Source organism: Streptomyces sp. NPDC041200, from assembly GCF_055591805.1.
This window is the reverse complement of record NZ_JBVIZF010000001.1, coordinates 399,591-413,605: the sequence shown is the minus strand read 5'-3', so window position 1 is coordinate 413,605 and position 14,015 is coordinate 399,591. Positions and strand designations below refer to the sequence as shown.

The 14,015-nt window shown below is 70.0% G+C and carries 16 protein-coding genes; 12 read left to right on the top strand and 4 right to left on the bottom strand.

What is annotated here, in order from left to right; genetic code table 11:
- Nucleotides 1-13 precede the first annotated feature (13 nt).
- The 4 genes from ACZ6CL_RS02000 to ACZ6CL_RS01985 all read left to right on the top strand — a co-directional run bounded on the left by ACZ6CL_RS02000 (nt 14) and on the right by ACZ6CL_RS01985 (nt 5,022).
- Nucleotides 14-1,801, top strand: coding sequence for an ABC transporter substrate-binding protein (locus tag ACZ6CL_RS02000; RefSeq protein ID WP_468929963.1), 1,788 nt, complete (start codon nt 14-16; stop codon nt 1,799-1,801).
- A 79-nt stretch (nt 1,802-1,880) separates the two neighbouring features.
- Nucleotides 1,881-2,858, top strand: coding sequence for an ABC transporter permease (locus ACZ6CL_RS01995; protein ID WP_468929960.1), 978 nt, complete (start codon nt 1,881-1,883; stop codon nt 2,856-2,858).
- A 13-nt stretch (nt 2,859-2,871) separates the two neighbouring features.
- Nucleotides 2,872-3,909: an ABC transporter ATP-binding protein gene (locus tag ACZ6CL_RS01990; protein ID WP_468929958.1), complete on the top strand. Its 1,038-nt coding sequence runs from the start codon at nt 2,872-2,874 to the stop codon at nt 3,907-3,909.
- Between the two features lie 12 nt (nt 3,910-3,921).
- Entirely contained in the window at nt 3,922-5,022 is a 1,101-nt protein-coding gene (locus ACZ6CL_RS01985) for an ABC transporter ATP-binding protein (protein ID WP_468929955.1), read from the top strand.
- A gap of 70 nt (nt 5,023-5,092) precedes the next feature.
- Here ACZ6CL_RS01985 and ACZ6CL_RS01980 read toward each other — a convergent pair whose 3' ends face one another.
- Nucleotides 5,093-5,857 (bottom strand): NAD(P)-binding domain-containing protein, encoded by a 765-nt coding sequence (locus ACZ6CL_RS01980; RefSeq protein ID WP_468929952.1) that lies wholly within the window; start codon nt 5,855-5,857, stop codon nt 5,093-5,095.
- Between the two features lie 45 nt (nt 5,858-5,902).
- Complete coding sequence (locus ACZ6CL_RS01975; RefSeq protein WP_468929950.1) at nt 5,903-6,550, bottom strand: TetR/AcrR family transcriptional regulator; 648 nt, start codon at nt 6,548-6,550, stop codon at nt 5,903-5,905.
- Nucleotides 6,551-6,638: 88 nt separating this feature from the next.
- Between ACZ6CL_RS01975 and ACZ6CL_RS01970 the strand changes: the two genes are divergently transcribed.
- Entirely contained in the window at nt 6,639-7,112 is a 474-nt protein-coding gene (locus tag ACZ6CL_RS01970; protein ID WP_468929949.1) for a hypothetical protein, read from the top strand.
- A gap of 47 nt (nt 7,113-7,159) precedes the next feature.
- Nucleotides 7,160-8,152, top strand: coding sequence for an alpha/beta hydrolase (locus ACZ6CL_RS01965; RefSeq protein WP_468929948.1), 993 nt, complete (start codon nt 7,160-7,162; stop codon nt 8,150-8,152).
- A gap of 133 nt (nt 8,153-8,285) precedes the next feature.
- Here ACZ6CL_RS01965 and ACZ6CL_RS01960 read toward each other — a convergent pair whose 3' ends face one another.
- Nucleotides 8,286-8,579, bottom strand: coding sequence for a hypothetical protein (locus ACZ6CL_RS01960; RefSeq protein ID WP_468929945.1), 294 nt, complete (start codon nt 8,577-8,579; stop codon nt 8,286-8,288).
- 159 nt (nt 8,580-8,738) lie between these two features.
- On the opposite strand from ACZ6CL_RS01960, the gene ACZ6CL_RS01955 reads away from it, so the two are divergent.
- From ACZ6CL_RS01955 to gap, 6 genes are all read left to right on the top strand, one after another.
- Nucleotides 8,739-9,596, top strand: a complete 858-nt coding sequence (locus ACZ6CL_RS01955) for a helix-turn-helix domain-containing protein (protein WP_468929942.1) — start codon at nt 8,739-8,741, stop codon at nt 9,594-9,596.
- An 11-nt stretch (nt 9,597-9,607) separates the two neighbouring features.
- Nucleotides 9,608-9,811 (top strand): DUF397 domain-containing protein, encoded by a 204-nt coding sequence (locus ACZ6CL_RS01950; RefSeq protein WP_468929941.1) that lies wholly within the window; start codon nt 9,608-9,610, stop codon nt 9,809-9,811.
- A gap of 85 nt (nt 9,812-9,896) precedes the next feature.
- Nucleotides 9,897-10,745 carry a hypothetical protein gene (locus ACZ6CL_RS01945; RefSeq protein WP_468929938.1) on the top strand — a complete coding sequence of 283 codons (849 nt, stop codon included), beginning with the start codon at nt 9,897-9,899 and terminating at the stop codon, nt 10,743-10,745.
- Nucleotides 10,729-10,875 (top strand): hypothetical protein, encoded by a 147-nt coding sequence (locus ACZ6CL_RS01940; protein WP_468929936.1) that lies wholly within the window; start codon nt 10,729-10,731, stop codon nt 10,873-10,875. The genes ACZ6CL_RS01945 and ACZ6CL_RS01940 overlap by 17 nt, the downstream gene beginning before the upstream one ends.
- 22 nt (nt 10,876-10,897) lie before the next feature.
- Nucleotides 10,898-11,854, top strand: a complete 957-nt coding sequence (locus ACZ6CL_RS01935; protein ID WP_468929934.1) for a GlxA family transcriptional regulator — start codon at nt 10,898-10,900, stop codon at nt 11,852-11,854.
- Nucleotides 11,855-11,967: 113 nt separating this feature from the next.
- Nucleotides 11,968-12,966, top strand: coding sequence for a type I glyceraldehyde-3-phosphate dehydrogenase (gap, locus tag ACZ6CL_RS01930; RefSeq protein WP_468929931.1), 999 nt, complete (start codon nt 11,968-11,970; stop codon nt 12,964-12,966).
- Between the two features lie 6 nt (nt 12,967-12,972).
- Here gap and ACZ6CL_RS01925 read toward each other — a convergent pair whose 3' ends face one another.
- A complete protein-coding gene (locus ACZ6CL_RS01925; protein ID WP_468929929.1) occupies nt 12,973-13,764 on the bottom strand; it encodes a GNAT family N-acetyltransferase in 792 nt (263 codons plus the stop codon).
- Nucleotides 13,765-14,015 lie beyond the last annotated feature (251 nt).

The following is a 14,015-nucleotide window of genomic DNA, read 5'->3' as shown; positions in this document are numbered from 1 at the left end:
TGCATCTACCACCATGACGTTGAACAGCAGGCGCAGAGCACGCGGCTACACCGTCGCCCTCGCCGTGGGCGCGCTGGCGCTCTCGGCGTGCAGCAGCGGGGGCGGCTCGGCCCCCAAGGAGTCCAAGGAGCCGGAGATGAAGGCCCAGGGGATCACCCTGGGCAGCGCCGCCGACTCCAACGGGCCCGCCAAGGAGCTGCCGGGCGCCAAGAAGGGCGGCACGGTGTCGGTCCTCCAGCGCGACGCCTTCGAGCACCTGGACCCGGGCCAGATCTATGTCAGCGACGAGCTGATCATGCAGACCCTCTACAACCGGACGCTGACCAACTACCGGATCGACGACAAGACCGGGAAGGTCACGCTGGTCGGCGATCTGGCCACCGACACCGGCAAGTCCTCGGACGGCGGCCGGACGTGGACGTACACGCTCAAGGACGGGCTGAAGTTCGAGGACGGCTCGCCGATCACCTCCAAGGACGTCCGGCACGCCGTCGAGCGGCTCTACGCCCCGTATCAGACCAACGGCCCGACGTATCTGCAGCAGTGGCTCTCGGGCGAGGGCCAGAAGTACCGCAAGGCGCTGCCGGACGGCCCGTACAAGGGCAAGCACCTGCCGAAGACGGTGCTGGACACACCGGACGAGAAGACCGTCGTCTTCCACTTCGACCAGCCGCGCGCCGAGGTGCCGTTCGCCGTGGCCATGCCCAACATCGGTGCGGTGCCGCCGGGCAAGGACACCAAGGAGAAGTACGACAAGGCGCCGGTGGCCAGCGGCCCGTACAAGATCAAGAACTTTAAGGCGGGCAAGGGCATCCAGTTCGTCAAGAACGAGCACTGGGACCCCAAGACCGATCCGATACGCCATCAGTATGTGAACGCCTTCGATGTCTCCTTCGGTCATCAGTGGGTGGATTCCACCCGCCGTCTGGTGGCCGACAAGGGCGCCGACAAGAACGGCATGACCTGGACCAACGCGGTCGACCCCTCGCAGATATCGGCGGTCCTCAAGAACAAGGACGCGATGGCCCGGTCGATGACCGAGACCCAGCCGTATGTGGACGTCGTCTCGATCAATACGGACCGGGTCAAGAACAAGAAGGTGCGCGAGGCGATCGCCTGGGCGTTCCCCAGCGGTCAGTATCTCCAGCAGTTCGGCGGCCCCAAGGGCGGTGAGATCGCGGGCGGTCTGGTCGGCCCGACGCTCAAGGGCTACAACCCGTCGTTCGACCCGTTCCAGAAGAAGAAGTACCCCGGCGGCAACGCCAAGAAGGCCAAGGAGCTGCTGAAGGAGGCGGGCGAGGAGGGCTACGAGCTGGTCTACGCGTACGGCAACGGCGACACCCACCAGGACGCCTCGGTCGTCGTCCAGCAGGCCCTGGAGCGGGCCGGGTTCACGGTCCAGAAGAAGGAGATCGACCAGACCACCTACTACACCCAGATCGGGAAGGTGGACAACACGTACGACCTCTACCGGTCCTCCTGGTCCGCCGACTGGCCCTCCGCCTCGACCGTTGTTCCTCCGGTGTACGGCGGAGAGAACGTCTACAACGGCTCGGCGAACTACAGCCATCTGAAGGTCCCGGCGGTCGACGGAGAGATCAGCCGGATCGGCAAGGTCGGCAACCTGGGCCAGGCCACCACGGAGTGGATGAAGCTCAGCGAGAAGGTCCTCACCGACCAGGTGCCCGCGGTCCCGACCTTCTACAACCGGCTGTTCACCCTCTGGGGCTCCGGCATCGGCGGGGTGAAGTGGAACGCGGTCTACGGGGCCGTGGACCCGACCGCCGTCTTCGTCAAATAGCGGCGGACGCTCCCCAGTCGCCGTCAGGGCCCGGCCGCGGCGCGGCCGGGCCCGCACCTACCGGAAGATCTCCGACGCCATGCTGAGATTCCTCGCCCGCCGGTCCCTCGGCGCGATCGTGATCCTGCTGCTGATCAGCGCGATCACCTTCTTCCTCTTCTTCGCCCTGCCCGCCGAGCCCGCCCGGCTCGCCTGCGGCAAGAGCTGCGACCCCACCTCGCTCGCGATCATCAACAAGAACCTCGGCCTGGACCAGCCGGTCCCGGTGCAGTACGTGAAGTTCATGGCCGGGATCGTCGCCGGGCGGGACTTCGCGGTCGGGCACTGCGACGCCCCCTGCTTCGGCTACTCCTTCGTCAGCCAGGAGCCGGTGTGGGGCACCATCGTCGACCGCTTCCCCACCACCCTCTCGCTCGCCCTGGGCGGCGCCGCGGTGTTCCTGGTCTGCGGGATCGGCATCGGGATGGTCGCGGCCTGGCGGCGCGGCACCTGGATCGACAAGTTCGTCAGCTCGCTGTCGCTGCTGGGCGCGTCCCTGCAGATCTACTTCGTCGGCGTGCTGTGCCTGGCCTGGTTCGTCAGCGGCCTGGGGATCATGGAGCAGCCCGCCTACCACCCCTTCACCGACAATCCGGCGAAGTGGTTCAGCGGGATGCTGCTGCCCTGGCTGGTGCTCTCGCTGATCTTCATGGCCAACTACAGCCGGATGACCCGCTCCCAGATGGTCGAGCAGCTCCAGGAGGACCACGTCCGCACGGCCCGGGCCAAGGGACTGTCCAGCCGGACGGTCTTCTTCCGGTACGCCTGGCGCGGTGCCATCGCCCCCATCGTCACCATCTTCGGCATCGACCTCGGCTCCCTCTTCGGCGGGGCGATGGTCACCGAGTACACCTTCACCCTGCACGGCATCGGGCGGCTCGCCGTGGAATCCGTCCAGCTGACCGATCTGCCGATGCTGATGGGCGTGATGCTGGTCAGCGCGGCGGCCATCGTGGTGTTCACCATCCTGGTCGACGCCGCCTACGCCGTCATCGATCCGCGCGTACGCCTCGCCTAGAAGGACGCCTGCCGTGACCACTTCCGCCAAGACCGACGGCCCCTTCCTGTCCGTACGCGACCTGCACGTCCGCTTCGCCACCGAGGACGGCACCGTCAAGGCCGTGGACGGGCTCTCCTTCGACCTCGAACGCGGCCGGACGCTCGGCATCGTCGGCGAGTCCGGCTCCGGCAAGTCCGTCACCAACCTCACCGTGCTCGGCCTCCACGACCCGCGCACCACCACGGTCACGGGCGAGATCCACCTCGACGGGCAGAAGCTGACCGGCGCCCCCGAGCGCACCCTGGAGCGGCTGCGCGGCAACACGATGGCGATGATCTTCCAGGATCCGCTGACCGCCCTCTCGCCGTACTACACGGTCGGCCGCCAGATCGCCGAGCCGTACCGCAAGCACACCGGCGCCTCCAAGCGGGACGCCCGGCTGCGCGCCATCGAGATGCTGGAGAAGGTCGGCATCCCCAACGCGCGGCTGCGGGTGGACGACTATCCGCACCAGTTCTCCGGCGGGATGCGGCAGCGCGCCATGATCGCCATGGCGCTGGTCTGCGACCCCGATCTTCTGATCGCCGACGAGCCGACCACCGCCCTCGACGTCACCGTGCAGGCCCAGATCCTGGACCTCCTCAAGGAACTCCAGCAGGAGTTCGGCTCCGCGATCATCCTGATCACCCACGATCTGGGCGTGGTCGCCAACACCGCCGACGACCTGCTGGTGATGTACGCGGGCCGGGCCGTCGAACGCGGTACGGTCCGCGAGGTGCTGCGGGCGCCCCAGCACCCGTACACCTGGGGGCTGCTGGGCTCCATGCCCCGGCTGTCCTCCGCCGTCGACGAACCGCTCAGTCCCATCCCCGGCACCCCGCCGAGCCTCCTCGCCCCGCCGCCCGGCTGCCCCTTCCACCCCCGTTGCGGATACGTGGCGCAGGTGGACGATGACCGGTGCCGGGGCGAACGGCCCGCGCTCCCGGACGGCCGGGGCGCCGCCTGCCACCTGGGCACCGAGCGGAAGCAGTCCCTCTTCACCGAGCAGATCAAGCCCCGGCTGGGCTAAGGAGCCGCACCCATGACCATCGCGTCGGGGAAACCCGAACCCCTCCTGGTCGCAGAGAAGCTGACCAAGCACTTCCCGATCATGGGCGGCTTCCCCTTCCGGCGGAAGGTGGGCGCCGTCCAGGCCGTCGACGGCATCGACCTGACCGTGCACGCGGGCGAGAGCTTCGGGCTGGTCGGCGAGTCCGGCTGCGGCAAGTCCACCACCGGGCGGCTGCTGACCCGGCTGCTGGAGCCCACCGCCGGGCGGATCGCCTACCGGGGCCAGGACATCACCCACGCCTCCCGCACCCAACTCGCCCCGGTCCGCTCCGAGATCCAGATGATCTTCCAGGATCCGTACTCCTCGCTGAACCCCCGGCAGACCGTCGGCACCATCATCTCCGGGCCCATGGAGATCAACGGCATCCGCCCGCCCGGCGGCCGCGAGGCCCGGGTCCGGGAGCTGCTGGAGACCGTCGGCCTCAACCCCGAGCACTACAACCGCTTCCCGCACGAGTTCTCCGGCGGCCAGCGCCAGCGCATCGGGGTTGCCCGCGCGCTCGCCCTGGAACCCCGGCTGATCGTCGCCGACGAACCCGTCTCCGCCCTCGACGTCTCGATCCAGGCCCAGGTCGTCAACCTGCTCCAGCAACTCCAGCGCGAGCTGGGCATCGCGTTCCTCTTCATCGCCCATGACCTCGCCGTCGTACGGCACTTCTCGCAGCGCGTCGCGGTCATGTACCTGGGGAAGATCGTCGAGGTCGGCGACCGCGACTCCATCTACCGCCGCCCCCGCCACCCGTACACCCACGCCCTGCTGTCCGCCGTCCCGGACGCGGCCGTGGTGATGGCCGACGACGACGCCCCCGTGAACCGCCGCGAGCGCATCCGCCTCGCCGGGGACGTCCCCTCCCCCATCGCCCCGCCCTCCGGCTGCCGCTTCCGCACCCGCTGCTGGAAGGCCCAGGACCTGTGCGCCCGTGAGGAACCGCCCCTGCTGCGCATCGAGGGCAACCGCGAGGGCCACCTCTCCGCCTGCCACTTCCCCGAGGCCCCCACCACCGAGGCCCGCGACGAGGACATCGTCCTCGACCCGGCGCTGACCGCCGCCGAACGGGCACCCAAGGCCTGAGCCGCCCCCGAGCTCGTCAGGCAGCGGCCTCGCCGGGGACGTCAGGGCCGTTGGCGCTGAGCCGGCGCGGCTATGTGAGATCCGCGAGGAGCGCGTCAAGAGCACTGGTCAGGGCCTCGGAGTTGGCCGTGTCGAACCACGTGGTGCGGATGCGTTCGTTGTTTCCGTTCGGGGTCTCGTGGTTGGCCGCGAGCTGGTGCAGGGAGCGCGTCTCGTCGCTTAGGGCGCGGCCGACCCCCTGGAAGAGGCTGCGAACGTAGCGGTCCGCATCGTCGGAGGCGATGCCGCGGCCGGTCGCCCAGGACGTGAGTGTGGCGAGGTACCAGTAGTGGGCGGTCAGCGTTCCCGTGAGCGCCGAGAAGACGTTGAAGGCCGCCTCGTCCGCGACCGGGAGCACCCCGCCCAAGTAGGTGAAGAGGGAATCCACCACCGGGTGCGCCGGATACGTGACCGTGACGGAGCGGCGTTCACGTATGGAGGGCAGAGGGATGGCCCGTACCAGTGGGGCGTCGGTGGCCAGTGTTCGGCGCAGGTCGTCGTTGCCGACGCCCGCCATCACGTTGACCACGATCTTGCCGTCGTCCACCCGCAAGCCGGCGAGTGCTTCATGCCGGTCCTGGCGGCGTACGGCGATGATCACCATCTCGGCACGGTCCACCACCTCCTGGTTGTCGTCGCAGACCCGCACGCCCTCGTAGCGCCCGGACAGCTCCGCGGCTGTACGGGCTCCCCGCGGCGAGAGGTAGATCTCCGGCGACTCCTCGATGCCGTCGCACAGGCCGTCCACGATGGCGCGACCGATCTCGCCGACGCCTATGATCCCGATGCGTTGCACTGCGTCTCCTTGTCGTCCGATCAGCATTCCCGCACTGACGCGCGCTCATTGGCTCCCGTGGCGGGCGGCCCGGCCCCGGATCCCTTCGAACACGGTGTCGAGCATCCGGTCGAACTCCCCCACAGCCCCGAAGTCGTCCAGCAGAGGCGCGAGGGCAGCCATCGTCGGGTGCGTCCCGGCATCGAACGCGGGCACGGGACCGGGCCCGTCGGGCCCGCCCCTCGTGCGCGCCACCAGGTGTCCGTTGAGGAAGCCGAACAGCACCATCGGCGCGTCCGCGACCACCTGATCGGGCAGCCCGGCCTCGCGCATCGCGGTGACGAGGCGTTCCAGGGCGGTGAGCGCCACCGGCGACGTCTGGGCGCGTGTGACGAGCAGCGGGAACACCCGCGGGTGCCGGTAGGCCATGTCCCGGTAGGCGTGCGCCGTGCCGCGGGCGACCTCTTCCCAGCCGACTGACGCGCCGTCGGCCTCTGCCGCCACCTCGGCGAGCACGGCCTCGGACACCGCGTCCAGCAGCCCCGCCTTGCCCTTGATGTGGTGGTAGATCGACATCGGGTCGACCCCTAGCTCCTCCGCGAGCCGCCGGACCCCGAAGCGCTCCAAGCCGTCCCGGTCGATCAGTGCGACGGCGGCGGCGGCGATGCGCTCGCGGTCGAGCCCCGCCGAGGTGCCCCGTGTACGCCTGGCCACGTCCAACTCCCTCCTCTTGCCAAATCTACACCGTAGAAATTACCGTGCGGAAGGAAATCTACGGTGTAGATTTCAGAAGGAGGGCTTCATGACCGCAACCACCAGCCGCGCGCCGTTGATGCACATCGGACCCACCGCCGCGATGTACGTCGGACTGGCGCTCACCGTCCTCACCACGCTCGCGCCGCTGATCGACATCGCCACCGTCGACACGCTGTCCGACCACGTCCGCGACGCCTATCCACAGTGGGGTCCGCGGTCGGTGTCGGCCGACCGCACCGCGATCGCGGGTTACCTCGTAGCCACGGGCGTCCTGAGGTCCGCCCTGTGGCTGCTGACGATCCGGGCGGTCGCCGTCGGCAAACGCTGGGCCCGAGCCGCCACCACCACCGCCTTCGCCATCGGCGCTCTCCTGGCGCTGACCAACCTCAGCCTGGGCGGAGAGCGCTACGACGTCATCGTGCCGTACCCGTACGGGGTGTTGACGCTGCTGCCCTGCCTCGCCGGGCTCGTCACCGTGGTGTCGCTTTGGCGGCAAGGGCGCCCCACACCGCGCCCGTGAGCGCCCCTGCCCCTCACAGGCCGTCAACCACCCTCACGGAGGAGACCATGAACGAGTCCACTGGTACGGAGCAGCAGCCTGCGGGCGGCCCTCTGCGGCGGCATGCCGTGGGCGACGAGCCCGACTGGATGGCGATGACGACCGAGGAGCTGGTCGCCTACCGCGAGGCGGAGAACCGCCGGCGGTCGTCCCCGGTTGTGCACGCGATCACCGGGACGCCGGATCCGGACGCCGCGATCGAATGGCGGCAGGTGGCGTTACCCGGCCACGACCTCCCGGTCCGCGTGTACCGGCCGACGTCAGGGCCGAGCGATGCACCGGCCGCGGGCCTCCCGCTCGTCCTCCATGTGCACGGAGGGGGGTTCGTCGGTACCGCGCCGCAGTGCGACTGGGCCAACAGCCACATCGCGGCCCGGCTGCCCGCCGCCGTCGTCTCGGTCGAGCACCGCCTGCTCGCCCCGGACAGTCCGCTGTCGGACGCCGTCGACGACGGCTGGGATGCGCTCCGGCACGTGGTGGAGCATGCCGAGCGCTGGGGCGTCGACCCGGCGCGGGCGGCTGTCTTCGGCGAGAGCTGCGGCGCGTTGGTCAATGCCCTGGTGGCGCTCCGGGCCCGTGGGGACGGCCTGCGACTGCAAGCGCAGGTGCTGGTCAACCCCGCTGTCGACGCGACCGGCACGATGCTCGACTACCGGTCGGTCTCCCACCATGCCGACAGCCCGACCCTCACCCTGCCGCAGCTCCGGTTGTTTCGCCGACTCGCCGTCCCGCCAGGCATGGATCCCCGCGCGGTGTCGCCGCTGTATGCCGAGGACGTCTCCGGGCTGGCCCCAGCACTGGTCCAGGTGCCGACCGAGGACCCGCTGGCCGACCACGGCCGCCGCTACGCCGAACGGCTGCGGGTGGCCGGGACGCCCGTGCGGCTCACCGAATACCCCGGAGCCGGGCACGCGTTTCTCACCATGTCGCGCCTGGTACCGCAGGCCGAGGCCGCGCGGGCGGAGATCGTCGATTTCCTGCGAGCGGCCCTCGCTGGGTGAGAACTCGACGCCCGCGCGCCCGGCGGGACCGGAGGGTCCGCCGGGCGCGGGGGCGCGGGGGCGCGGGGGCGCGGGGCTTACGAGTGTTCGTCGCCGTCAGTCCCGGACTTACCTTGCTGGGTGCAACAGACGCCTAACGCGCTGCGGGGGCGCTCCGTGGCACCGAGTCGCACCAGATCAGCCGGGCCGAGACGTCCGCCTCCCGGCTGAACCACCAGGCCGCCCGCTCGGGCGACTTGAGGCTGAGGCGGCGCGTGCCCTCGACGCTGGTGACGTCCGTATGCCCATCGGGATGGGCCAGGCCCCACGCGGCGATCTCCCCGTCGCGCTCGCCGGATTCCGTGTCGTACTCCTGGACCACGGCGAACAGCCGGGGTGCGAAGTCGTTGACCATCGCGTGGAGTTCTTTGTCATAGGAGAAGGACATGCCGAACCTCCATGGTGCTGTCACGCTGCGCTACGTGCTCCACTACAGACGGTAAGGCAAATGCATTTACCGGCGCAACCATTTGCCTGAAGTCTGAGGGTGTGCCAGGACGTGACAGGGTGGGGCCGCAGACTCAGTAGCGCCTGAGAGAAGGACTTGATGCCGCCGAGAAGTAACCCCACAGCACGCCAGGAGCGTCTGGGAGTTGAGCTGCGCAAGCTACGCGAGGCCGCTGGCCTGTCCGCTCGCGAAGCCGGTGAGGCCCTGGGAGGCAGCCAGCCTCAGATCAGCAACATCGAGTCAGGTCGCTACGGTGTCAGCGAGGACCGCGTGCGCAGGCTCGCCGAACTCTACGCGTGCGAGGACACGGTGCTCGTCGAGGCGCTGTGCACCATGGCGGACGAGGTACGCGGCAAGAAGGGCTGGTGGGAGGAGTACCGGGGAACCCTCCCGGACGGATTCCTCGACCTGGCCGAATTGGAGCACCACGCCACGCGCTTGTGCGCCTACCAGATCTCGCACATTCCCGGCGTCTTTCAGACCGAGGCCCACATCCGGGCCCTCTTCGCCCACGCCGCCACCCCTTTGCCTCCGGATGATCTCGACGCACGCGTCGCCCACCGATTGCGCCGTGGCGCCGTCATCGATCCGGGTTCAGCCACCGAATTCGAGGCCATCATTCACGAAGCAGCCCTCCGCATGCGTTTCGGAGGACGCGCGGTCGCTCGCGCGCAGCTGGAACACATCCTCGATCTGTCGGAACGCGACAACGTCACCGTGCGAGTGACCACCTTCGAGGCCGACGGGTTCGCCGGTTCCGGCAACGCGATGATGTACGCGGGAGGCGCCGTTCCACAGCTTGATACGGTCCAGTTCGACTCAGTCCACGGCAGCGTCTTCCTGGACGCGCGGGAACAGCTGGAGCGATATCGCTTCATCCTCGACCGCATGAGGGCGACTTCTCTCCCCGAGAATGAAACACGAACCTTCATCCGCCGCCTCGCGCACGAACTCTGAAAGGCAGGACAGTGTCCACACCACTCACGTGGCAGAAGTCCACCTTCTCCGGACCGGACGACGGGAACGCCTGCGTCGAACTCGCGACATCCCCGGCCGGAATACATCTCCGCGAGAGCGACGACCCCGGCGAACTGCTCACCACCACCCCCGGCCGACTGGGGGCGTTCCTGCGCGCCGCCAAGGCCGGGGAGTTCGACCACCTCGCGCCGTAGCCACGCGCGGGGGCCTCGCGCCGTTTGACGATGGACCGTCACGGGCATCTGCCTGACGGTCCGTCTCCCATGGAGCGGGGGCGCCATGACGCCTGGCAGAGGTTGGCCGCACTGGGTCGGGTGGCTGGCGTGGCTGCTGCCCCTCGGGCTGGTCGTCGGCATGGTCGCATGGACAGACGACCTGGTCGAAGCCGCGTTGCGTTCCGCGGCGGGCCCCTTGATCGATAAGTTCGTACCGGACCCCATGGAGACGCACGATTCGCGACCCATGGCCGAGTCGAGCCCGAGCGGCGAGGGGCCGCTGGTCGCGGTGGACGTCACGCCCCACGTCGACAGCGGTTGCGGCACGGGCGGTGGGTGGGTCTTCCCCACGCCGACGGCCCGGCTGGCCGACTACGTACCAGGGGAGCGACCCAGCCGGGACGGGACGACCTGGGACCGGGACCCGTACGCCTTCGGGGGCGCGGCACCGAACACCCTCAGGCTCGGCCTCAGGGTGTCGGGGCAAGAAGGCCGCACCATCGTCCTCAAGGACTTCACCGTGCATGTCGTCAAGCGTGCCAAGCCGATGACGGGTACGGTGCTCGACCCTCGGTTGGTCCTCCAGAGGTGCGGTGGAGGCGGCGAACCCCCCACCCCCCGCTGGTACGGGAAGAAGGACCTCGACGCCTCCCCGCCCCGCTGGGTCCCGGGCACCGAGCGCCCCATGACCTTCCCGCACAAGGTGACGTCCGCCGCTCCCGTCACGCTCGAAATCGATGTATCGACACGGCACTGCGCGTGCACCTGGACCGGCCGACTCACCTGGTCGGACGGCGCCGTCTCCGGCACCACGACGATCACGGACCGGGGACGCCCCTTCCGCACCACCCCGGCCGACGGACTGCCCGTCTACGGGTGGGACGGCGAGGCATGGCGTGCCGGAAAACCTTGACGCGTCGGGAATCCCCGACGGCTTCGACCTCGACTCCCCGCTCGGCCGGACCGCGCTCGACGGCATGGGCAACGGCTGGCCCGGCATCCTCCGGGGCATCGAACGGGCCCTGACCTCGGCAGACCGCTAGACGCCCCACATAGTCTGTTCCCGTGCCAGCCTCCCGCCTGCGTCGTGTCGCCGTCCTCGTGCTCGACGGTGCGAAACCGCTCGATGTCGGCATCCCCGCGCAGGTTTTCACGACCCGCGCGAGCATGCCGTACGAGGTGCGGGTGTGCGGCGCGAAGCCCGGGCTCGTGACCGGGGCCGACGGCCTGTCGTACCACGTCGCCCAGGGGCTCGACGCGCTCCCGTGGGCCGACATCGTCTTCATCCCCGGCTACCGGTTCCCGGACCGCGACGACCCGCCGCGGACCGTCATCGACGCGCTGATCGCCGCCCACGTTCGGGGCGCACGGCTCGCCGCCATCTCGACGGGTGCCTTCGCACTCGCCGCCACGGGCCTGCTCGACGGCAAGCGCGCCACGACGCACTGGCATTACACGCGGGCGCTCGCGGCGAAGCACCCCCTCGTCTCGGTGGACGAGAACGTTCTGTTCGTCGATGAAGGCAGCGTGCTGACGTCGGCGGGCGCCGCCTCGGGCATCGACCTGTGCCTGCACATTCTGCGGGGCGACCTCGGAGTGGCCGCGTCGAATCACGCGGCCCGGCGCCTGGTCGCGGCTCCCTATCGCAGCGGCGGTCAGGCGCAGTACGTGCCGCGCAGCGTGCCCGAACCGCTGGGCGAACGGTTCGCCGCCACCCGGGAGTGGGCGCTGCACCGGCTCGGGGAGCCCCTCAGCCTCGAAACCCTCGCCCAGCACGCTGCCGTCTCGGCGCGCACCTTCTCGCGGCGCTTCGCCGAGGACACCGGGTACACCCCGATGCAGTGGGTCATGCGCGCCCGCGTCGACCTCGCCCGTGAGCTGCTGGAGCGTTCCGAACGCAGCATCGAGCAGATCGCGAACGACGTCGGGCTCGGCACCGGCTCGAATCTGCGGATGCACTTCCAGCGCATCCTCGGGACCACACCGAGCGAGTACCGGCGCACGTTCACGCTGGGCGAATAGCCCCGTGGCGCGATCCTTGTGAACTGTGGCGCCCGCGCCACGGCCGCCACGGGATCCCGCACGCGAGGCTGGTGACGAACCCAGACGAGCCGCAGAGACACCAAGGGGTATTCATGACTCGTGTCGCCATCAACGGATTCGGCCGCATCGGGCGCAACGTGCTGCGTGCCCTGCTCGAACGCGACACCGACCTCGAGGTCGTCGCCGTCAACGACCTCACCGAGCCCGCCACCCTCGCCCGGCTCCTCGCCTACGACTCCACGGCCGGCCGGCTCGGCCGCCCGGTGACCGTCGACGGCGACACCCTCGTCGTCGACGGCCGTCGCATCAAGGTGCTCGCCGAGCGCGACCCGGCGCGGCTGCCCTGGGCCGAACTCGGCGTCGACGTCGCGCTGGAGTCCACCGGCCGCTTCACCTCGGCCAAGGCCGCCCGCGCCCACCTCGACGCGGGCGCGAAGAAGGTGCTCGTCAGCGCGCCGTCAGATGGCGCCGACGTCACGCTCGCCTACGGGGTCAACACCGACGCGTACGACCCCGAGCTGCACACGATCGTCTCGAACGCCTCCTGCACCACCAACGCGCTCGCGCCGCTGGCCGCGGTGCTCGACGAACTGGCCGGTATCGAACACGGCTTCATGACGACGGTGCACGCCTACACGCAGGAGCAGAACCTGCAGGACGGCCCGCACCGTGACGCCCGCCGCGCCCGCGCCGCCGGTGTCAACATCGTGCCGACCACGACGGGTGCCGCGAAGGCGATCGGCCTCGTACTGCCGGGCCTGGACGGCAAGTTGTCCGGCGACTCCATCCGCGTGCCGGTTCCGGTGGGCTCGATCGTCGAGCTCAACACGACCGTCGCCCGCGACGTGACGCGCGACGACGTGCTGGCGGCCTACCGCACCGCGGCGGAGGGGAGCCTCGCGGGCGTCCTGGAGTACTCGGACGACCCGCTCGTATCGTCCGACATCACGGGCAATCCGGCCTCGGCGATCTTCGACTCGGCCCTCACCCGCGTGGACGGCCGCCACATCAAGGTGGTCGCCTGGTACGACAACGAGTGGGGCTTCTCGAACCGAGTGATCGACACGCTCGAACTCCTCGCCGCCCGCTGACGGGCCTCAGCTGAAACGCGCGAAGACGTGGGTGCGGCCCACGGTGGTGAAGCCGCGGCGGGCGTACCACTGGCGCGGCCAGTCCTCGGCGTCGGCCACCAGGAACCGCAGGGCGCACCCCACGTCCGACGCGCGCTGGAGGGCGCCGGACAGCACGGCGTCGGCGTATCCGTGGCGGCGCGCGTGCTCGGCGGTGGCCACCTCCTCGATCTGGGCGACGCCCTCGGCGGGCTCCAGGTAGAGGTCCGCCCAGGAGGCGACCTCGCCGCCCTCGTCGTGCACGGCCACGAACCGCACGTCCTCCGCGCCGTTCCGCCGGGCGGCCCGACGCCCCACCATCTGACGGATCGTCTCCTCGTCGGCGTCGGGCATCCACAACCGCTGCTGGTTCGCCAGCGCCCGCCACAGCGGCCCGTACGGATCGGGCCCGAGGTCCAGCTCATCGACCTTCCCGCGCCCGGCCACCGGTTCCGGCACCGGTCCGGTGTGGGTCATCACCAGCTCGACGTCGTGCTCGTACCCCGCCAGGGTCATCGAGGGCGCGCACGCGAGCCCGAGCCGGTCGTCGTAGACGGTGACCCGCCGGTGCGCCAGCCCCGCCATGGCCGCGTCGGCGGCCTCGGGGAGCGCGGCGGGGTCGAGGGGCCCGTCGATGTGGATCTGGTTGTGCTCGTGTGAGTGCGCGTACCGCTCGTCCAGTACCAGGAACCCACCCGGCACCGGCCTGACCTCGGCGGACTGGCGGCGGGCGAAGAGCAGCCGGAAGTCGATGGCACGCTGAAGATCGTTCTGCGGCATGGGGCGATCGTAGATGGGGGCAGCTCTCTTTTCCTCACCTCCGCCGGATGAGTGCTCGGGCCACGCGGGGAGCGAGCGCCGGCACCTTGGCTATACGGGCAGTCACTCGTGGGCCGGGGAGGCGGACATCTCATACCACGGATCTCGGGAACCTACCGATACCCGCCGTCCCAGGAGGAGGTGAGCGCCTGGTCGCTGGGGGATGAGGGTCCGGGCGCGGGCCAAGCTGAAACGCGGCTCTCCGCAAGCGG